The sequence below is a fragment of the Sphingomonas phyllosphaerae genome, assembly GCF_036946485.1.
Classification (GTDB): Bacteria; Pseudomonadota; Alphaproteobacteria; order Sphingomonadales; family Sphingomonadaceae; genus Sphingomonas; species Sphingomonas phyllosphaerae_E.
Map to the genome: position 1 here is coordinate 610,003 of NZ_JAQIJA010000001.1, position 20,236 is coordinate 630,238.

The following is a 20,236-nucleotide window of genomic DNA, read 5'->3' on the forward strand; positions in this document are numbered from 1 at the left end:
CATGCCGGCTTGTCGAGGGCACATCGCTTTGCCATGGATCAGCCCGTGCAGAAGCTGATCGACCGGCTCGGCCCCAACGGCCCGTATCTCGCGCTGGCGCTGACGTGCCTGTTCGGCTGGGGGTTCAAGGCGCATTGCGGCGCAGGGTGGAGCGGGTCGGAGCAATATATCACCGGCTGCTACAGCGATGCGGTGCCGTTCTGGGGGCTGCGCGGCGTCGCGGCGGGCCAGGTGCCGTATTTCGAGGCGCGGATGGAATATCCGGTGCTGACCGGCGCGCTGATCTGGATCGAGGGGCTGGTCGCGCGCGTGATCGGCGGGCGCGGCGCGGATGCGGCCGATTTCCTCAACGCGGTGACGCTGGGGAATGCGATCCTCGCCTTCGTGGTGCTGGAGTTCATGCGCAACGCGGGCGTCGGGCTGCGGCGGCAATATACATGGGCGCTCGCGCCGCCGCTGGTGCTGTATCTGGGGCATAATTGGGACCTGCTGGCGGTGACGTTCGCGGTCGCGGCGTTGCTGGCCGCACGCCGCGGGGCCGAGCGCAAGGCCACGGCGCTGGCAGCGCTGGGGGGCGCGGCAAAGCTGTTCCCGGTGCTGATGCTGCCGCTGCTGGGGCTCGGCGCGCTATTGCGTCGTGGCTGGAGCTGGGGGCAGCGGATCGGGGCAGCGGTGGTGCTGGTGGCGGTCGCGGTGGCGGCATGGGGTGCCGTCAACCTGCCCGTGGCGGCGCTGGCGTTCGAGAACTGGCGCGAATTCTATGCCTTCTCCAGCGAACGGAGCGGGACGGCGGCGAGCGTCTGGGAGTTGATGGCGCAGTTCGGCTGGTGGACCACCGACATCCCGACGCGCAATTTCTGGTCGTTCGTGCTGTTCGCGGGCGGCGCGGCGACGATCGTCGCAATGGGGTGGCGCAAACATGGCGCGCGGCCGTGGCTGTTGTTCATGCCGGTGCTGGCGTGGTTCCTGCTGACCAACAAGGTCTATTCGCCGCAGTTCGATTTGTGGCTGTGGCCGATGATCGTGCTGACCGGCACGCGGATGCGAGCGGTGGTGCTGTTCCTGCTCGGCGATTTGCTCGCCTATTTCGCCGAATTCTGGCTGTTCGCGGGGATGGAGGGTGCGTGGCCGTCGGCGACGTCGTCGGACATCCTCGCCGCTGCGATCGTGCGCGGGGTGGCGTTGCTGTGGCTGATCCACGGGGCGGTGCGCGACGACGCCCCGGCGTGGACGCTCATTCCGCCGCCAGCAGCTCCGCCGCCTGAAGATCGACCGACACCAGCCGGCTGACGCCTTTCTCGATCATCGTAACGCCGAACAGGCGGTGCATCCGGCTCATCGTCACCGCATTGTGGGTGACGATCAGATAGCGGGTCTCGGTTTCGCGGGCCATGCGGTCGAGCAGGTCGCAGAAGCGCTCGATATTGGCGTCGTCGAGCGGCGCGTCGACCTCGTCGAGCACGCAGATCGGCGCGGGGTTGGTCAGGAACAGGCCGAAGATCAGCGCGATCGCGGTGAGCGCCTGCTCGCCCCCCGACAACAGGGTCAGCGATTGCAGCCGCTTGCCGGGCGGTTGCGCCATGATCTCCAGCCCGGCCTCGAGCGGATCGTCGGAGTCAACCAGCGCGAGATGCGCCTGCCCACCGTCGAACAGCGTGGTGAACAGCCGCCGGAAGTGGCCGTCGACCGCCTCGAACGCCGCGAGCAGCCGCTGGCGGCCCTCACGGTTGAGCGTGCCGATCGACCCGCGCAGCCGATTGACCGCCTGACCCAGTTCGTCGCGTTCGGCGGCGGTGGCGGTGCCGGCGGCCTCCAGTTCGGCGAGTTCCTGTTCGGCGACGAGGTTGACCGGGCCGAGCCGTTCCCGGTCCATGACCAGCCGCTCGTGCGCGGCGGATTCGTCGGCAGGGCTCGCGACCGTGTCGCCGTCGAACCCGACCCGCGACGGCAGGGTCGGGGCAGGGCATTCGAACCGCTCGCCCGAGACGCGCCCCATCTCGACGCGGCGCAGTTCATGACCTTCGAGCCGCGCGGTCGCGCCGGCCCGCCGCTCGCGCGCCTCGGCCAGCGTTTCGGCGGCACGCGTCAGCGCGGCTTCGGCGACCCTGAGCGCGACATCGGACTCGCGTTCGGCCTCGTGCGTGGCATCGGCATCGGCTCGGGTGGCGACGTGTTGCGCCTCGAGCGTCGCGATCTCGGCCGCCAGCGCCGCCGGGCGCCCGGCCAGATCGGCCAGTTCGGCGTCGAGCGCGGCGGCGCGTGCGGTCATGTCCTCGATCCGCCGCGCCGCTTCGCCCGCGCGGGCGCGCCAGCCCAGCGCTTCGTCGTTGGCGCCGGACGCGCGGGCGCGCGCCTCTTCGAGCATCCGGTCGTGCGTGCTGCGATCGGCGCGGGCGAGCGCGACATGCGCGCGCGCCGTCTCCGCCTCCGCGCGCAACCGGGCGGTCGCCGCAGCCGCCGCAGTGCCGTCGGGCAGCGCGGCGACCGCCGCTGCGGCCTGCGCCTGTTCGATATCGGCCGCTTCCGCCTCGGCGGTGACGCGTGCGGCACGGCCCGCGAGGTCGGTCTGTTGCGCCACGAGCCGCTCGATCAACGCGGTGGCGCGATCCTCGTCGCGCTGCGCCGCGCGGTGGGCCGCCTCGGCTTCGCTGAGCAACGTCCGCGAGGATTGCGCCGCAGCGCGTGCGCGCGCGATCCGTTCGTCGAGCTTGGTGCGGCGCGTGGTGGTGGCCGCGACCGCCTGCTCGGCGGCGGGGCGTTGCGCCTCCAGCGCGCTGATCCGGTTGAGCCGCTGCAACCGCTCGGCCGCGGCCACGCCGCCGATGTCGCTGACATAGCCGTCCCAACGTCGGACATGCCCGGTGCGGGTGACGAGCCGCTGGCCGACCTGAAGGACCTGACCGGAATCGCCCTCGACCAGAAACACCTGCGACAGCCGCCGTTCGAGTGCGGGCGGTGCGGTGACGCGCGCCGACAGCGGCAGCGTGCCGACCGGGGCGGGGGGATCGGTCGGGTCGAGCGTGGCGCCGGTCCAGTCGGCAAGCGCCGTCTCCAGTTCGTCCCCGAGCACCGCCGCCAGCGCGCGTTCGAACCCCGGCTCGGCGCGCACCGCGTCGATCAAGCGATCGCCATCGCGTGCGGTCGACCGACGCAGCGCGGCAAGTTCCCCGTCGAGCGCTGCCAGTGCGGCGATCGCGGCGGCGCGGCTCGCCTCGGCGGGGTCGCGCTCCTCGCGCGCCTCGGTCTCGCTGGCCTCCGCCCAGGTCAGCGCGGCGGCGGCCTTCTCGGCCTGTTCCTGCGCGGTGGCCAGCGCGGCCTGTGCCGCAGTGCGCTGTTCTTCCAGAACGGCAGGATCGTCGAGCGCCTCGATCGCTTCGGCGAGTTGGACCGCCTCGCGACGGGCCCGGTCGTAGCGTGCCGCGGCTGCGGCCTGCGCGGCGAGCGCCACGCGGCGTTCGGCGGCTTCGGCAGCCTCGGCCGACATCGCCTGCGCCAGCGCGACCTCTGCGTCGCGCGCGCGACGCTCGGCATCGGTGAGTGCGGCGTCGAGCGCCGGACGCGCGGCGGCTCCCTGGGCGATCCGCTGCTTCAATGCTTCGCGTTCGTCGGCCAAGCGCGCCATGGCCGCCGCCGCGTCATGCGCGAGCGCATCCTCGCGCGTGCGATCCTCGTCGATCCGGGCGCGTGCGGCACGCGTATCGGACAGGCGGCGTTCGAGGCCGACACGCTGCTCCTGAAGCCGGGTGAGCTGGTGCGCGACCTCGGCGGCGGCGTCGCGCGCGGCGAGCGCGGCGTCGCGCGCGGCGACGTGGCGTTCGGCTGCCGCCTGCTGGGTGGCCTGTGCGCTGGTGACGTCGGTGGTCGCGGCGGACAGCGCCTGTTCGGCGGCATCGGCCTCGGCCTTGGCCTCGGTCGCGGCGGCGGCGGCATCGCGCCAGCGCGCGAAGATCATCCGTGCCTCGGCGAGCCGGATCTGCTCGGAGAGCAGGCGATAGCGCTCGGCGGCGCGGGCCTGTCGCCTGAGCGCGGTGATCCGCGTCGTCTGCTCGGCGAGCAGTTCGTCGAGCCGCGCGAGATTGGCCTCGGTGGCGCGCAGGCGCGTCTCGGCATCCTTGCGCCGGACGTGGAGCCCGGCGATCCCGGCGGCTTCCTCCAGCATCGCGCGCCGTTCGACCGGGCGCGCTGCGATCACCGCGCCGATGCGGTTCTGGCTGACCAGCGCGGGCGAGTGCGCGCCGGTCGCGGCATCCGCGAACAGCAATTGCACGTCGCGCGCGCGGACATCGCGGCCGTCGATCCGGTAGGCGGAGCCTGCGCCGCGCTCGATGCGGCGGACGATCTCGCTCTCCTCGGGGCCGTCGGGACCGTCGCGCTCGGCGAGCAGGGCGACCTCCGCGAAGTCGCGCGGCGGACGCGACGCGGTGCCCGCGAAGATCACGTCCTCCATGCCCGCGCCGCGCATCGAGCGGGCGCTGTTCTCGCCCATCGTCCAGCGGAGCGCTTCGAGGAGGTTGGACTTGCCGCAGCCGTTAGGGCCGACGACGCCGGTGAGGCCCGGCTCGATGCGGAGATCGGCCGGGTCGACGAAGCTCTTGAAGCCGGTGAGGCGGAGGCGCTTTATCCGCATGGCGTCAGGCGGTCTTGCCCGTCATTCCCGCGGAGACGGGATGACGGCATGGGCGCGGGCCCGACGCGTGGGGGGCGGGGCGGGCGCGACCGGCACCCGCCCGGCACAGGCGTCCGTGGCGACGGACGCCCGCCGGCATCACGCGCCCGCGTTCTTCAGCGCCGTCTCGACCTGCGCCCAGGTGACGCCGTCGACCTTGGCGCCGTTGAGGATGAAGGTCGGGGTGCCGGTGACACCGTTCTTGTCGGTGCCGTCCTGCATCATCTTGGTGAGCTGATCGATCGCCTTGGCATCGGTCAGGCAGGCGCGCGCCTGCGCCTCGGGCACGCCGCGCTGCTTGATGAACTCCAGATACCCCATCTTCTCGGCCCAGGCGGTGGCGACCTGCGCCGGGGCGGCGTTCTGCGTCTGTTGCAGGAACGCCTGATCCTGCGCGATCTTCATCTGCGTATCGAGGAACTTGGGCTGATCGATATACATCTGTTCGAGGATCGGGAAGAACGGCTGCGGCCCCGCGCAGCGCCCGAGCAGCGCCGCGGCGAGATCGGGCGGGCCGTGAACCAGGAAGTCGCGGAATTCATACGAGACCTTGCCGGTCTTGACGTAATTGTCCTCGAGCGGGCGCATCCCGGTCTGACCGAACGCACCGCACGTCGGGCAGGTGCGCGAGCCATATTCGACCAGCTTCAGCTTGGCATCGGGGTTGCCGACGACATAGCCGCCCGCTGGCGTCGCGGAGACGACCTGCGTCCAGTCCTGTCCGGCCGGCGCGGCGACCGCCTTCACCGAACCCGCGGGGGCGGTCGGCGTGCTGCTGTTGCCGCCGCCACCAGCGCCGCTGCCGCAGCCGGCGAGCAGCGTCACCGCCGCCAGCAAGGGGGTTGCAATACGCTTCATCGTGTCACTCCGTCGCTCATTTCGCACCTGCTGCGCGCAATTGCGGCTGCAACTGCGCCCAGCCGACATTCTGGATCAGCCGCCCGTTGATCTCGAAAGCGGGCGTGCCCTGCACCTTCGACGTGCCTTCCGAGACCGCAATCGTCTTTTTCACTGCGGCATCGGTCGCGAAGCACGCGCTGATCGCGGCTTGCGGGGCACCGGCCGCGCGCGCGATCGCCGTCAGCCCGGCACCCTCGGCAATCGCGGAGAGTTGCGCGAGTTGCGGCCAGCTTGCGATGCGCGCCTGGTTGGCCTGCGCCCAGTCGCTCGCGCGGTCGAGCCATTCCTCCTGCATCTGGAAGAAGGCGGCATGGACGCGCGGGAAGGCCGCCGCGCCCGAACAGCGCGCCAGCGTCGCGGCGGCGAGGTCGAAGCCGTCATGGACCTGATTGCGCAGCTCGATGCTGGTCGAGCCGGAGCGAACCATCGCGCCCAGCGCCGCATCCGACTCGTGCGTGAAGTGCGCGCAATGCGGACAGGTGTAGCTGACATATTCGACCAGCTTCACGCGCGCCTTCGGATTGCCGATCAGGTAGCTGCCGTTCGCCACCGGCGTCGCGACCGCGGTCCACGGGCGCGGCGCGGTGGCCGCGGTCAGCGCGGCGGCGGCGAGCAGGGGGAGGAGAAAGCGCGTCATCGGACCTTCGGCAAGACAGGGCGGGGGGCGGCGACGCCGGAGGCGAGCGCCTCCAGCACCGCCTTCAGTTCGGGATCGGCGATCGTGCGCAGGCTCTGCCCCATTTCGGGCGGGGCGGGGGCGAGCGACGGCGGCGCGCGGCGTTCGGGGCGGCGCGTGACCTCGCCATGCCGGATCGCGACGCGCACCACCGCCGCATAGCCGAAGAAACGGTTCACCCGCTCGATAATCTCGGCCGTCAAATGGCTCATCATCGCAGCATGAGCGCCGCGCACCGTCAGCGTCAACACGCCGTCCTGCTTCTTTCCCGCGGGAAAGCGGATCGATTCGGGGGTGCTGGCGGCGGCGAGACGTTCGCCGACGATCTCCGGCCAACGCGTGACGATCGCCGATTGCACGAAGCCAAAGCGGCGGAATGCCGCGCCGCCGACGGCGGGCAACAGCTCGGCAACCTGTCGCGACCGGTTGTGGCGCGGGGATTCGGAAGGGGGATCGCCGGCGCGCTTGCTCATTCTGCCGCCCATGCCATAGCCGGGGCATGGACGCCAAGCACCGGATCGACATCGCGACACCGTTGCTCGACTGGTATGATCGCCACCGCCGGGATCTGCCGTGGCGTGCCAAGCCCGGCGAAACCCCCGATCCCTATCGCGTGTGGCTGAGCGAAGTCATGCTCCAGCAGACCACGGTGGCGACGGTGCGACCGCGCTTCACGGAATGGACGCGCCGTTGGCCGACGTTCGCCGATCTTGCGGCGGCTGACGAGGGCGAGGTGATGGCCGCCTGGGCGGGGCTCGGTTATTATGCCCGCGCGCGCAATCTGCTCGCGGCGGCGCGGACGATCGCTGTGGAGCATGGCGGCAGGCTGCCCGACAACGAGGCGGCGCTGCGTGCACTGCCGGGCTTTGGCGACTATACCGCCGCGGCGGTGGCGGCGATCGCCTTCGGACGGCGAGCGGTGGTGGTCGATGCCAATGTCGAGCGCGTCGTCGCGCGGCTGTTCGCGATCGATACGCCGCTACCCGCCGCGCGCAAGGCGATCCGGGCGGCGGCGGACACAATCACGCCCGAGCGACGCGCGGGCGACTTCGCGCAGGCGATGATGGACCTCGGCTCGGCGATCTGCACGCCGCGCCGGCCGCGGTGCCTGCTCTGCCCGCTGAACCATGCGTGCGCGGCGCAGGCGGCGGGGACGCCCGAGGCTTACCCGGTCAAGAAGCCCAAGGCGGCGCGTCCGCATCGGCATGGGACTTTGTTCTGGTTGCAGCGGGGCGATACGGTGTTGCTGGTGCGGCGACCCGACAAGGGGTTGCTTGGCGGGATGCGCGCGCTGCCGACCGGGCCGTGGAGCGACATGCCGCCGCTGCTCGCCGATGCCCCGGCCGACGCCGACTGGCGGATGCTGGACGAGGCGGTGAGTCACGGCTTCACGCATTTCACGATCGACCTGGCGATCGCGGTGGCGCACACGGATGCCGCGAGCAACAAAGGTGAGTGGTGGCCGGTCGACCGGCTCGACGAAGCAGGATTGCCGACGGTGTTCGCGAAAGCGGCGGATGTGGTGAGGAGACGGGCATGATGACGAAGCGGTGGACGATGAAGCCGGTCAAGGCTGCCGGGCTGGGCGCGGCGCTGTTGGCGACGGTCGCGGCATCGGCGCAGCAACCGCAGCCGCAGATGCGCGCGCCCGTGCCCGCGCCGCGGGCGCCGGATGCCGCGGCGGCGGCGACGCTGCTGCCCGCGACCCAGGCGCTGTACGATGGCTATGTCGCCGCGGGAAAGATGCCGGGGATCGTCGGCGCATTCGGGTTGGGCGAGCTGCCGACGGTGTTCGTCAGCGCCGGCAAGATCTCGCTCGACCCCGGCGCGGCGGCGGCCGGCCCCGACTCGTTGTGGCGCGTCTATTCGATGACCAAGCCGATCACGGGCATGGCGGCGATGCTGCTGGTCGAGGACGGCAAACTGTCGCTGGACGATCCGCTGTCGAAGTATTTTCCGGCGTTCGCGAAGATGCGGGTGCTGACCAGCCCCAACACCTCGCTGGAGACACGCGCGGCGACCAGGCCGATCACGATCCGCGAATTGATGACCCATACCTCGGGGATCGGTTATCAGATCAACGCCAAGGGGCCGCTGCTCAAGGAGTTCGAGCGGCTCGGGCTGGTGCCGGCGACGGTCAACGCGCAGATCGAGGCGCAGGCGCGCCTCACCCGCCCGGCCTCGCTCGCCGCCTTCGCCGAGCGGGTGGCTCAGGCGCCGCTGGTCGCCGAGCCGGGCACGACGTGGCATTATTCGATGGGGCTCGACGTGCTGGCGGCGGTGGTCGAGAAGGCCAGCGGCATGTCGTTCGAGCGCTTCGTCCAGACGCGGTTGCTGGGTCCGCTCGGGATGAACTCGACCTTTTGGCAGGTGCCGCAGCGCGATGTCGGGCGGTTCGCGAGCAATTACGCGTTCGTCGGCGAGAACCTCACCCCGCTCGACCCGGCGGCGCGCTCGCCGTGGTTGCAGCCGCCGAGCTTTCCTTATGGCGGCGCGGGGTTGGTGAGCAGCGCGCGCGATTATGATCGCTTCCTCCATATGCTCCAGAATTACGGCGTATTGCAGGGCACGCGCGTGATGAAGGAGCAGACCGCGCGGCTGGCGATGTCGAACCTGATGCCAGCGGGTGTGTTCTTCGACAATGACGGGCAGCAGCGCGGGTTCGGCGCGGGCGGGGTCGTCTATCTCAACGACGATCCGAACGGCGCGTCGAAGGGCAGCTATGGCTGGGCGGGCGCGGCGGGGACGCTGGCGCTGGTCGATCCGGCCAAGCGTTTCCGCAGCACGATCATGGTCAACTACTTCCCGGCCGAGAAATGGCCGCTGGGCAAGGAAACCTATGCCGCGATCCGGCGTGACGCGGCGCGGCTGCATGGGGGACAATGGTGATCGAAACCGGGTTCACCGGCGGCACGCTGGATCGTGCCGACGCGTTGCGGCACGATGCGCCGGCGGTGGCGGCGTTGCTCGCCGATCCGGCGTCGCGGCTGTTGCGGCTCGATGCGTTCGAGCCGGTGGTGGCGGACGACGGTGCATTGTTATGGGGGACGATCGCGGACGCGCCGGACGGGGCCGAGTTCGTGCTGCTGGGGCTGGGTGAGGGGCGCGCGCATTTCGCGGCGGTGATCCCGGGCGAGGCGCCGCCGCCGCCCTATCGTTCGCCGACCTTGTTCGCGTTGCTCGACCGGCTGCGGGGCGGCGAGGCGGCGACCTTCGCGGCGGCACGCGCGCTGATCGACTGGCACGCGCGGCATCCGTTTTGCGCGCGCTGCGGCCATGCAACGACGCCGTTCCGAGCCGGCTGGGGGCGCAGCTGCCCGAACTGCAAGGCCGAGCATTTCCCGCGCGTCGACCCGGTGGTGATCATGATCGCCGAGCATGACGGACGCGCGCTGATCGGGCGGCAGGCGGCGTGGCCCGCGGGGCGCTATTCGGCGCTGGCCGGGTTTCTGGAGCCGGGCGAGTCGATCGAGGAGGCGGTGGCGCGCGAAATTTTCGAGGAGGCGGGCGTGCGGGTCGGGGCGGTGCGCTATGTCGCGAGCCAGCCGTGGCCGTTCCCGTCGCAACTGATGATCGCGTGCGTGGCGGAAGCCGAGGATGAGGCGATCACGCTCGACACCAACGAGCTGGAGCATGCGCGCTGGGTGACGCGCGACGAGGTGCGGGCGGCGCTGGCGGGGGAGGCAGGGGCGTTCGGTGCGCCGCCGCCGTACGCGATCGCGCATTCGTTGTTGCGGGCTTGGGTGGAGGGATAGCGCTTGCCGTCTTTGCGATCGTAGCGAAGCGATCCAGGGCGTCCGGGTCCGGCACTGGATTGCTTCGCTACGCTCGCAATGACGGGGGCAATTCGGCTGTGAGCCACCTTGACCTATCGTCATTCCCGCGAAGGCGGGAATCCAGAACCTTTGGCGCTTGTGGCTTTTACGAGAACCTGCGTGTCTGGATCCCCGCCTGCGCGGGGATGACGTTCGTGGAAAGCGTCAAAGCTACGTCGTCCCGGGCTTGACCCAGGACCCCGCTTCTTCTTCTCGCTGCCGACACGAAGCGGGGCCCCGGATCAAGTCCGGGGCGACGGATGAAAGCTTAGCGCCTTAAACGTCGAGGTTCGCGACGCTCAGCGCGTTCTCCTGGATGAACTCGCGGCGCGGTTCGACGACATCGCCCATCAGGCGCGTGAAGATCTCGTCCGCGATATCGGCCTGCTCGATCGCCACCTTGAGCATCGAGCGATTCGACGGGTCGAGCGTGGTTTCCCACAGCTGTTCGGCGTTCATCTCGCCCAGCCCCTTGTAGCGCTGGATCGCCAGTCCCTTGCGGCCCGAGGCGAGGATCGCCTCCAGCAGCTGCGACGGGCGCGCCACCAGCGACTCGCCGCGACCGACCGAGACGGTTTCCTCGCCCTCCTCGTCGGTGGCGACCGCATCGACCGGCGTCTCGACCGCGGCGGTCTTCACCGGCACCAGCTTCGCGGCGTGCGCGAAGGTCTCGGCCTGTTCGGCGGCGAGCGTGTGGAGCTTGCGCGCCTCCGCCGAGCCGAGGAACGCCGCCTCGACGATGTGGTGATCGGTCACGCCGCGCCACAGCCGTTCGAAGTGAATGCCGCCGTCCTCGGTGATGCGCGCGCTCCATGTCGCCTCGCTGTCGCCCTGATCGAGCCGCCGGACGACCTCGGTCACCGCCGCAGCGCGCGCGTCGCGCGGGGCGTCGGGATCAAGCGCGCCGCCCAGCGCCAGCCCCTCGATAATGACCGGATCGTAGCGACGTGGGACGTAGCGCATCAGCGTCCGCATCCGCCGCGCATGTTCGACCAGCGGGCGCAGGTGGACACCGGTCAACTTCTCGTCGCCGCGCTCCAGCGCCATCGCGTTCAGTCCGGCGTCGACGAGATAATCGTCGAGCGCGTGATCGTCCTTGAGGTACACCTCCGAACGGCCCTTGGTCGCCTTATAGAGCGGCGGCTGCGCGATATAGAGGTGCCCGGCCTCGATGATCTCGGGCATCTGGCGATAGAAGAACGTCAGCAGCAAGGTGCGGATATGCGCGCCGTCGACGTCGGCGTCGGTCATGATGACGATCTTGTGGTAGCGCAATTTGTCGAGCTTGAAGTCGTCGCGCCCGATCCCGGTGCCCATCGCCTGAATGAGCGTGCCGATCTCCTTCGAGCCGAGCATCCGGTCGAAGCGCGCGCGCTCGACGTTGAGGATCTTGCCGCGCAAGGGAAGGATCGCCTGGAAGTGCCGGTCGCGGCCCTGCTTGGCCGAGCCGCCGGCCGAATCACCCTCGACGAGGAACAGCTCGGACTTGGCCGGATCGCGCTCCTGACAGTCGGCGAGCTTGCCGGGCAGGCTGGCGATGTCCATGACGCCCTTGCGCCGCGTCAGTTCGCGCGCGCGCTTCGCCGCCTCGCGCGCGGCGGCGGCGTCGATGATCTTGCCGACGATCGCGCGGGCGTGCTGCGGGTTTTCCTCCAGCCATTCGGCCATCTTGTCGGCCATCAGGCTTTCGAGCGGCTGGCGCACCTCCGACGAGACGAGCTTGTCCTTGGTCTGCGAGCTGAACTTCGGGTCGGGCAGCTTGACCGAGACGATCGCGGTCAGCCCCTCGCGCATGTCGTCGCCGGTCAGCGAGACCTTCTCCTTCTTCAGGAGCCCCGACTTCTCGGCGTAATTGTTGAGCGTGCGGGTCAGCGCGGCGCGGAAGGCCGCGATGTGCGTGCCGCCGTCGCGTTGCGGGATGTTGTTGGTGAACGCGAGGACGTTCTCGTAATAGCTGTCGTTCCACTCCAGCGCGACCTCGATCGTGACGTGATCGCGGGTGCCCGCGACCGAGATCGGATCGGGGAACAACGGCTGCTTGTTGCGGTCCAGCCACTTCACGAACGCGGCGATCCCGCCCTCGTAGAACAGCTCGATCGACTTTGGTTCCTCGTGGCGCGCGTCGTTGAGGAACAGGCGGACGCCGGAGTTGAGGAACGCCAGCTCGCGATAGCGATGCTCCAGCTTCTCGAAGTCGAACTCGGTGATCTTGAACGTCTCGGGCGAGGGCAGGAAGGTGACCCGCGTTCCCTTCTTGCCGTTCGCCGGGCCGACGACCTTGAGCGGGGCGACCGCGTCGCCATGCGCGAAGCGCATGTAATGCTCCTCGCCGTCACGCCAGATCGTCAGGTCGAGGAATTCGGACAGCGCGTTGACTACCGAGACGCCGACGCCGTGCAGGCCGCCCGACACCTTATAGGCATTGTCGTCGCTGGTGTTCTCGAACTTACCGCCGGCATGGAGCTGGGTCATGATGACCTCGGCCGCCGACACGCCTTCCTCGGGGTGGATGCCGGTCGGGATGCCGCGGCCATTGTCGGTCACCGACACCGATCCGTCGGCGTTCAGCGTGATGTCGATCCGGTCGCAATGCCCGGCCAGCGCCTCGTCGATCGCATTGTCGCTCACCTCGAACACCATGTGGTGGAGGCCCGAGCCGTCGTCGGTGTCGCCGATGTACATGCCCGGACGCTTGCGGACGGCGTCGAGGCCCTTCAGCACCTTGATGGAGGAGGCGCCGTATTCGCTGGTATTCTGAGGTTCTGCCATGGCGATCATATAGGCAGCCGGACGGTGTAGCGAAAGCGAAACCTAGCCGTGCGCGGGGCGGTCACGCAGCCCCGCGAAGAGCAGCCCGGCGGTCGCCAGCGCGGCGCTCGCCACCGCCAGCCCGGCGGCGTCGCCACCGGTCAGGTCGTGGAGCGCGCCGAAGCCGATGATCCCCGCGCCGCTGCCGATCAGCGCGACGACGATCAGCGTGCCGTAGATCTCGCCATACGCCCGCAGCCCGAATAGCCGGGCGGCGAAGAAGGGGAAGAGATCGTTCTCGGCCCCGTTCATCAGCCCCGCGCAGAACACGCCCAGCGATAGCGGGACGAGCGACAGATCCGCCACCTGGAGGAAGGCGAACCCGAGCGCGGAGATCATCGCGACGGTGGCGGCGATCCGCTGCGGGGTGAAGCGGTCGATCAGCGCGCCGAAGGTAATCCGCGCCGCGACCTGCGATGCGCCGAAGGCGGTGAGCAGCAGCGCCGCCTCCGCCGGGGTCAGGCCGCGGTCGATCCCGAACGGCACCAGTTGCGTGACGAAGCCGATCGTTCCCAGGTTGACGAAGAAGCCGGTCAGACCCAGCCGCCAGAGCCGCGGATCGCGGCGTGCCGCCGTCGCGGTGACGCCATCGATCGGACGCGACGACGCCGTCACGTCGGCGGCGGGACGATCGACGGGGGCGATGCCGCGGATCGCGATCAGCGCGACCGGCAACGCGATCATCGCCGAATAGATCGCCAATGCCACGAAACCGCCGCGCCAGCCGAAGCCGTCGATCACCTGCGCCAGCACGATCGGCAGCAGCAAGGTGGTGAGCGGCAGGCCGGAGGTGGCGATGCCCAGCGCCAGTCCGCGATGTTCGACGAAGCGTGCCGCGATCAGCTTTCCATAGGCCAGCGCACTGGTGCCCGGCACGGTCATCGCCAGCACCAGCACCAGAAGGTAATAATGCCAGAGCCGCCCCGGCATCGCCGCCATGCCGAGATAGGCGGCGGCGAGCGCGAGCATACAGCCGGCGATCATCGGGCGCACGCCGATGCGATCGACGATGCGGCCGAGCAGCGGCACCGCGAAGCTGCCCGCGAACCCCAATCCGCTGGCGGTGGCGAGTGCGCTGCGGCTCCAGCCCAGCTCCGCGGTCATGCCGGGCACGAACATGCTCGACAGATTCTGAAAGAGCGCCGGCCCTGCGCCGCTGCCGACGACCGCCCCGAGCACGATTGGCCAGCCGGTGCGCCATTCGTGACGATTCGGAGCGGTGCCGTGCATTGCTCTGGCGCTAGCTTGCGGCGCGGTTCCCGTCATCCCCCGCACGGTCCGGAAGGATCAGGAAGCACAGCGCCGCCAGCAACAAGGCGCCACAGCCGAGCGTCAGCGCGCCGGTATAGCCACCGGTCAGATCGTGAAGCCGCCCGAAGCCGATGATGCCGACCGCGGTGCCCGACAAGGCGATCGGCATCGCAGTGCCATAGATTTCGGCATAGGCGCGCAAGCCGAACAGCCGTGCGGCGAAGAACGGCAGCAGATCGTTTTCCGCGCCGTTCATCAGCCCGGCGAGGAAGACGAGCACCAGCAGCAGCGCCAACCCCGAGGGCGCGAACGCCAACGCGACGAAGGCGGCGGCGGAGAGGATCGCGAAGGCCGCCGCGACCGGCTGCGGTCGCAGGCGGTCTACCAGCCAGCCGACCAGCAACCGGCCGGCGATCGCGCTGGAGGCGAAGCTGGTGAGCAGCAGCGCCGCCTGCGCCGGGCGCAGCCCGAGTTCGAGCCCGATCGGCACGAGTTGCGTCACGAAGCCGGTCGTGGCGGCATTGATGAGCCACGCAGAGGCGACCATGATCCAGAAGCGCCGGTCGCGCCGCGCCACCGCGGCGCTGGTGCCTGGCAGGTTGGCGCGCGCGGCGGCACGCACGGCGGGCAGTGCCTCGGCGCGCAGGCTGAGCAGGATGAGCGGCAGCGCGAGCAGCGCGGAGCCGGCCGCCAGCGCGACGAACCCCGCGCGCCAGCCGAAGTTGGCGATGGTGGCGCCCAGCGCCGGTGCGGCGACGATCGTCGCCAGTGCGAGCCCCGACGTACCAAGCGCCAGCGCCATGCCGCGTCCGCGCACGAAGCGCGCCGCGATCAGCTTGCCATAGGCAAGGCTGCTCGTCCCCGGCAGCGCCAGCACCAGCAGCACGACCCCCAACTGATAGCGCCAGATCGCACGACCGCCGTTCATCCCCATCGCGGCCAGCCAGAGATAGGCGGCACCCAGCAGCAGCATCGAGGCGACGATCACCGGGCGCACCCCGAAGCGGTCGGCGGCGCGCCCGATCAGCGGTGCGGCGATGGCGCCGCCCAGCGCCAGACCGGCGGCCGTGGCGATGTCGCCGCGCGACCAGCCGAACGTCGCCTCCAGTCCCGGTGTGAACAGGCTGGAGAGGTTCTGGTACAGCCCCGGCCCGAACCCCGCCCCCAGCATCGCCGCGACCACCACCGGCCAGCCGTGCCGCCATTCGGTCAGCGTGCGCGGGGCTTCGGCAGGAGCGGCGATATCGGTCAGCGGAATATATCCCAGAAGAGGAGCGGCTTTTCAGCGCTCAACGCGGCGAAGGCAAAATGGTTGTGGGCGTAACGACATCGTGCAGCGCAACCCAGGTGGCGGCGTCGATGCCGTCGAACAGCGCGCGCTCGGTGCCGGTCATCCACACCTGACCGAGCGGCGCGAGGCGCGCGAACAACGCCGCGCGGCGGACCGGATCGAGATGCGCCGCCACCTCGTCCAGCAACAGCACCGGCGCGCGCGCCGTGAGCCGCGCGACCAACTCGGCATGGGCGAGGACGATGCCGAGCAGCAGCGCCTTCTGCTCGCCGGTCGAGGCGGTGGCGGCGGGGCGCGCCTTGTCGACATGGGTGACGATCAGGTCGGCGCGGTGCGGGCCGACCAGCGTGCGCCCGGCAGCGGCGTCGCGCGCGCGGCCTGAGCGTAGTGCCTCGGCCAATGCTCCGGCATTGCCGCTCCAGCCATCGAGCGCGATCCGGGCGCGCGCGATCTCGCCTGCGGGCTGGGCGGCGAGCGCCGTGTCGAGCGCGATGACGGTGCGGCGGCGCGCGGCGTCGAGCGCGGCACCGTGCTGTGCCATCTGCGCCTCCAGCGCCGCCAGCCAGTCGGGGTCGGGGAGCGGATCGGCGAGCAAGCGGTTGCGGTCGCGCATCGCCGCCTCGTAGCGGGCACCGTCACGGGCATGGCCGGGCTCGATCGCCAACGTCAGCCGGTCGAGGAAGCGCCGTCGCCCGCCCGCCGCCTCGGTGAACAGCCGGTCCATCGCCGGGGTAAGCCACAACACCGCCACTCGTTCCGCGAGCGCGGTCGCGGGGGCGGCGGCGCCGTTGATGCGCACCACCCGCCGTTCGGGCGCGGCGGCCAGCGCGCCCGTCGCGAGCGTGACGCCATCGTCGAGCGTCGCCGCGACCCCGAACCCGCCCGGCCCGTCGCTGCGCGCGACCTCCGACAAAGCGGCGCGGCGCAGCCCGCGACCGGGCGCGAGCAGCGACACCGCCTCCAGCACGTTGGTCTTGCCCGCGCCGTTCGGCCCGTACAGCACGACGAAGCCGGGCGCGCCATCGGGTGCGATCGACAGCGCTTCGTGGTTGCGGACATCGGTGAGGACGAGGCGGGACAGCATGATGGCCCGACGCTGGTACGGCCAAAGCGCGGGCAGGGCGACTGTTTGTTGCGTGCGGGCGCGATGGGTCGGCGCGGCCTTGCATCGCGGCGCGTCTCGCGCGACGGGGCGGGGATGACCGCCACCTCGCATCGTTCCGGCCTGCTCTTCGGCGTCGGCGCCTACGTTTCATGGGGACTGCTCCCGCTCTATCTGCACCTGCTGACCGGCGTGCCGGCGTTGCAGGTGCTGGCGCATCGCGTCGTGTGGTCGTTGCTGCTGCTTGCGGCAATCGTGCTGGTCATGCGGCGTGGTCGGGCGATCGTGGCGGCGGCGCGGGGGCGGACGCTGTTGCTGCTGTGCGCGTCGGCGGCGCTGATCGCGGTCAACTGGCTGGTTTATATCTTCGCGGTGCAGAGCGGGCATGTGCTGGAGGCGAGCCTCGGCTATTTCATCAACCCGCTGCTCAACGTCGCGCTGGGGATGATCGTGCTCGGCGAGCGGATCGGCGCGGTCCAGAGGGCGGCGGTCGCGGTGGCGGCGCTCGGCGTCGCGGTGCTGGCGATCGCGGGGGGCGGGGCGTTGTGGATCTCGCTGACGCTCGCGTTCAGCTTCGGCGTCTACGGGCTGATCCGCAAGGTGGCGGCGATCGATGCGCTGGGCGGGCTGACCGTCGAGACGGCGCTGCTGGTCTGGCCGGCGCTGGCGGTGCTGTGGCTCAGCCCTGAGCCGGTGTTCGGGCGTGGAACCACCGACCTGTTGCTGGTGCTGGCGGGGGCGGTGACCGCCGCGCCGCTGCTGATGTTCGCCGCCGCTGCGCGCCGGCTGCGCTATTCGACGCTGGGGCTGCTGCAATATCTTGCGCCGACGCTGCAATTCCTGCTGGCGGTGCTGGTGTTCCATGAGCCGCTGCGCGGGGTGCATATCGTCACCTTCGCGCTGATCTGGAGCGGGTGCGCGCTCTATGCCTTCGGCAGCCGGCCGCGGCGCGCTATTCCCTAGGTTCGCGCCGGCCCAGCCAGGCGGTGGTCGCGAGGTCCATGGTGACGTTGCCGACGGTGCGGATGATGTCGGGGATCGTCTCGACCGCGACCAGCAAGCCGAGCGGCGCGATCGGGGCGCCGATCGTGCCCGCGATCGGCGCGATCGCGCTGACATAGCTGACCGTGCCGGGCAGGCTGACAGAACCGAGTGAGGTCAGCGTCGCCACCACCACGCCGATCGCCAGCGTCGTCGGCGAGAGCGAGACGCCGAACCACGTCGCGACATAGATCGCCACCGCAAGGTTCATCGCCGGGCCGGTGGTGCGGAAGATCGCCACCGCCAGCGGCAGCGTCACGCCGGCGGTGCGTACCGGTACGCCCAGCCTGCGCGCGCCCTCCAGCATCGCCGGCACCGAGGCGAGCGAGGATTGCGTGCTGATCGCGACCGCCTGTGACGGCAGTGCGGCGCGCGCGAAATCCGCAAGGTTGAGCCGCGCGCCCGCCCAGGCGACCGGGTAGGCGAGCAAGGTGACGATCACCCCGACGCTGACCACGACCAGAATGTAGTGTGCGAGCGCGCCGAACGCGCCGGAGCCCGCGCGCGCGCCGACCACCAATGCCAGCGCGAACACACCGAGCGGCGCGATCCATAACACCCAGTCGATCACCACCAGCATCGTGTCGCGGAGCGCCGTGAAGAACCGAACCAGAAGCGCGCGCCCCTCGGGGTCGATCCGCGCGATCGCAAAGGCGAAGACGAGCGTGAAGATGATGAGCGAGAGGAAGGCGTCGTTCGCGGCGGCGCTGACGATGTTGGTGGGGACGATGCCGGCGAAGAATTCGCCGAGCGGCGGCACCGCGGGCACCTTGCCTGCGCCGACCAGCGCGGCCCGCAACGCCTGCGCCGAGGCGGCGGGGAGCGGGGCAATGGCGAGGATCAGCGGCGTGGCGATGGCGGCGATCGTCGCCGACAGGAACAGGAAGGTGACGTAGAGCGCGATCGCCCGCCCGGCGAGCCGCCCGGCGCGCGCGGCCTCGGCGGTCGAGGCGACTCCGGTGACGAGCAGCGACACGACGAGCGGGACGATCGTCATCTGCAGCCCGTGCAACCACGCCGCCCCGACCGGTTCCGCGATCGCGATCGTGCCGGGAACGGCGTCGCGCGCGAAATGCGCGAGTGCGACGCCACCCGCCAGCCCGAGCAGGAGCGACAGCAGGATACGGGTTGCTTGCGACATGCGGTGTCTTCGCCTTTTGCTCGTCCGCGATTATGGGACTTGTCTGGGCCAAGCGAACGGAAGGCACGATGGCAAGGAAATATTTCGGCACCGACGGCATTCGCGGCCTGACCAACGCGGGCGCGATGACCGCGGAAATGGCGATGAAGGTCGGCATGGCGGCCGGGCGACACTTCCTGCGCGGGCAGCATCGCCATCGCGTCGTGATCGGCAAGGACACGCGGCTGTCGGGCTATATGCTGGAGAGCGCGCTGCAGGCCGGGTTCACCAGCGTTGGGATGGACGTGACGCTGGTCGGCCCGATGCCGACTCCGGCGGTGGCGATGCTGACCAAATCGATGCGCGCCGATATGGGCGTGATGATCTCCGCCAGCCACAATCCGTTTTTCGACAATGGGATCAAGCTGTTCGGGCCGGATGGCTACAAATTGTCGGATGAGGACGAACTGGCGATCGAGGCCGCGATCGACGGCGAGGTCGCGCTGGCGCCGGCCGGCGAGATCGGCCGCGCCAAGCGGATCGACGACGCGCGCGGCCGCTACATTCACTTCGCCAAATCCACCTTCCCCAACGACCTGCGGCTCGACGGGATGAAGGTGGTGGTCGATTGCGCGAACGGCGCCGCCTATCAGGTCGCGCCCGAGGCGCTGTGGGAGTTGGGCGCGGACCTGATCCAGATCGGGGTGCAGCCGAACGGCCTGAACATCAACGACAAGATCGGCTCGACCCACCCGGAGGCGCTGTCGGCAGCGGTCATCGAGCATAACGCCGACATCGGCATCGCATTGGACGGCGACGCGGACCGGCTGATTGTGGTCGACGAAAAGGGCCGGGTGATCGACGGCGACCAGTTGATGGCGACGATCGCCGCCGGTTGGGCGCGCGCCGGGCGGCTGGCCGGTGGCGGTCTGGTGGCGACGGTGATGTCGAACCTCGGGCTGGAGCGGCACCTGAAGGCGCAGGGGCTGGGGCTGATCCGCACCGCGGTCGGCGACCGGCACGTGCTGGAGGCGATGCGCCGCCGCGGCTACAATGTCGGCGGCGAGCAGTCGGGGCATATCATCCTCAGCGACTATGCGACGACCGGCGACGGGCTGGTCGCGGCGTTGCAGGTGCTGGCGGAGATCTGCCGCGCGGGCGCACCGGCGAGCGAGGTGCTGCATCGGTTCGAACCATTGCCGCAGTTGCTGAAGAACGTGCGGTTCTCGGGCGGCAAGCCGTTGGAAACCGACACGGTGAAGGCGGTGATCGCCGACGCCGAGGCGGCGTTGGCGGGACGCGGGCGGCTGGTGATCCGCCCGTCGGGGACCGAGCCGGTGATCCGCGTGATGGCCGAGGGCGACGATCCGGCGCAGGTGGAGCAGGTGGTGGACCGCATCTGCAACGCGGTGCGCGCAGCGGTGTGAGGATTATCCCCGCCTGTTCCCCGGCGAGGGCCGGGGGCCAGTTGCGGGGCGTTGGTGACGAAGCGCGGCGCGGCGTTGCGACGGCCTTCCCGGCTGGGACCCGCCCTTCGCCGGGGAACGGGTATATTCGTCAGCCCGG

At 70.3% G+C, this 20,236-nt stretch carries 15 protein-coding genes; 6 read left to right on the forward strand and 9 right to left on the reverse strand.

Annotated features, from left to right (window positions below; translation table 11 throughout):
* Positions 1–33: 33 nt before the first annotated feature.
* On the forward strand, positions 34–1,290 hold the full coding sequence (locus PGN16_RS02750) for a hypothetical protein (RefSeq protein ID WP_335307872.1): 1,257 nt from the start codon (positions 34–36) through the stop codon (positions 1,288–1,290).
* Here PGN16_RS02750 and PGN16_RS02755 read toward each other — a convergent pair.
* The 4 genes from PGN16_RS02755 to PGN16_RS02770 form a co-directional block, all read right to left on the reverse strand.
* Positions 1,235–4,627, reverse strand: coding sequence for a chromosome segregation SMC family protein (locus PGN16_RS02755; protein WP_335307873.1), 3,393 nt, complete (start codon positions 4,625–4,627; stop codon positions 1,235–1,237). The two genes, PGN16_RS02750 and PGN16_RS02755, sit on opposite strands and share 56 nt — an antisense overlap.
* A 138-nt stretch (positions 4,628–4,765) precedes the next feature.
* Positions 4,766–5,524: a thioredoxin domain-containing protein gene (locus PGN16_RS02760; RefSeq protein WP_335307874.1), complete on the reverse strand. Its 759-nt coding sequence runs from the start codon at positions 5,522–5,524 to the stop codon at positions 4,766–4,768.
* Between the two features lie 16 nt (positions 5,525–5,540).
* On the reverse strand, positions 5,541–6,203 hold the full coding sequence (locus tag PGN16_RS02765) for a DsbA family protein (protein WP_335307875.1): 663 nt from the start codon (positions 6,201–6,203) through the stop codon (positions 5,541–5,543).
* Positions 6,200–6,715 carry a DUF721 domain-containing protein gene (locus tag PGN16_RS02770; protein WP_335307876.1) on the reverse strand — a complete coding sequence of 172 codons (516 nt, stop codon included), beginning with the start codon at positions 6,713–6,715 and terminating at the stop codon, positions 6,200–6,202. The genes PGN16_RS02765 and PGN16_RS02770 overlap by 4 nt, the downstream gene beginning before the upstream one ends.
* A 26-nt stretch (positions 6,716–6,741) precedes the next feature.
* On the opposite strand from PGN16_RS02770, the gene mutY reads away from it, so the two are divergent.
* Genes mutY through nudC form a run of 3 tightly spaced genes read left to right on the forward strand, consistent with a single transcriptional unit; the run spans position 6,742 to position 9,997 of the window.
* Positions 6,742–7,782: an A/G-specific adenine glycosylase gene (gene mutY, locus PGN16_RS02775; protein WP_335307877.1), complete on the forward strand. Its 1,041-nt coding sequence runs from the start codon at positions 6,742–6,744 to the stop codon at positions 7,780–7,782.
* Positions 7,779–9,131 (forward strand): serine hydrolase domain-containing protein, encoded by a 1,353-nt coding sequence (locus tag PGN16_RS02780; protein WP_335307878.1) that lies wholly within the window; start codon positions 7,779–7,781, stop codon positions 9,129–9,131. The genes mutY and PGN16_RS02780 overlap by 4 nt, the downstream gene beginning before the upstream one ends.
* Complete coding sequence (gene nudC, locus PGN16_RS02785; RefSeq protein WP_335307879.1) at positions 9,128–9,997, forward strand: NAD(+) diphosphatase; 870 nt, start codon at positions 9,128–9,130, stop codon at positions 9,995–9,997. The genes PGN16_RS02780 and nudC overlap by 4 nt, the downstream gene beginning before the upstream one ends.
* A 336-nt stretch (positions 9,998–10,333) precedes the next feature.
* On the opposite strand, the gene gyrB is transcribed toward nudC, so the two are convergent.
* From gyrB to recF, 4 genes are all read right to left on the reverse strand, one after another.
* Positions 10,334–12,826 (reverse strand): DNA topoisomerase (ATP-hydrolyzing) subunit B, encoded by a 2,493-nt coding sequence (gene gyrB, locus PGN16_RS02790; protein ID WP_335307880.1) that lies wholly within the window; start codon positions 12,824–12,826, stop codon positions 10,334–10,336.
* A 42-nt stretch (positions 12,827–12,868) separates the two neighbouring features.
* Entirely contained in the window at positions 12,869–14,095 is a 1,227-nt protein-coding gene (locus PGN16_RS02795) for an MFS transporter (protein ID WP_335307881.1), read from the reverse strand.
* 10 nt (positions 14,096–14,105) lie between these two features.
* Complete coding sequence (locus tag PGN16_RS02800; protein WP_335307882.1) at positions 14,106–15,302, reverse strand: MFS transporter; 1,197 nt, start codon at positions 15,300–15,302, stop codon at positions 14,106–14,108.
* 103 nt (positions 15,303–15,405) lie between these two features.
* Positions 15,406–16,491 carry a DNA replication/repair protein RecF gene (gene recF / locus PGN16_RS02805; protein ID WP_335307883.1) on the reverse strand — a complete coding sequence of 362 codons (1,086 nt, stop codon included), beginning with the start codon at positions 16,489–16,491 and terminating at the stop codon, positions 15,406–15,408.
* 114 nt (positions 16,492–16,605) lie between these two features.
* Between recF and rarD the strand changes: the two genes are divergently transcribed.
* Entirely contained in the window at positions 16,606–17,472 is an 867-nt protein-coding gene (gene rarD / locus PGN16_RS02810; RefSeq protein ID WP_335307884.1) for an EamA family transporter RarD, read from the forward strand.
* On the opposite strand, the gene PGN16_RS02815 is transcribed toward rarD, so the two are convergent.
* On the reverse strand, positions 17,462–18,691 hold the full coding sequence (locus tag PGN16_RS02815; protein WP_335307885.1) for a dicarboxylate/amino acid:cation symporter: 1,230 nt from the start codon (positions 18,689–18,691) through the stop codon (positions 17,462–17,464). The two genes, rarD and PGN16_RS02815, sit on opposite strands and share 11 nt — an antisense overlap.
* Positions 18,692–18,759: 68 nt before the next feature.
* On the opposite strand from PGN16_RS02815, the gene glmM reads away from it, so the two are divergent.
* Complete coding sequence (glmM, locus tag PGN16_RS02820; RefSeq protein ID WP_335307886.1) at positions 18,760–20,097, forward strand: phosphoglucosamine mutase; 1,338 nt, start codon at positions 18,760–18,762, stop codon at positions 20,095–20,097.
* Positions 20,098–20,236 lie beyond the last annotated feature (139 nt).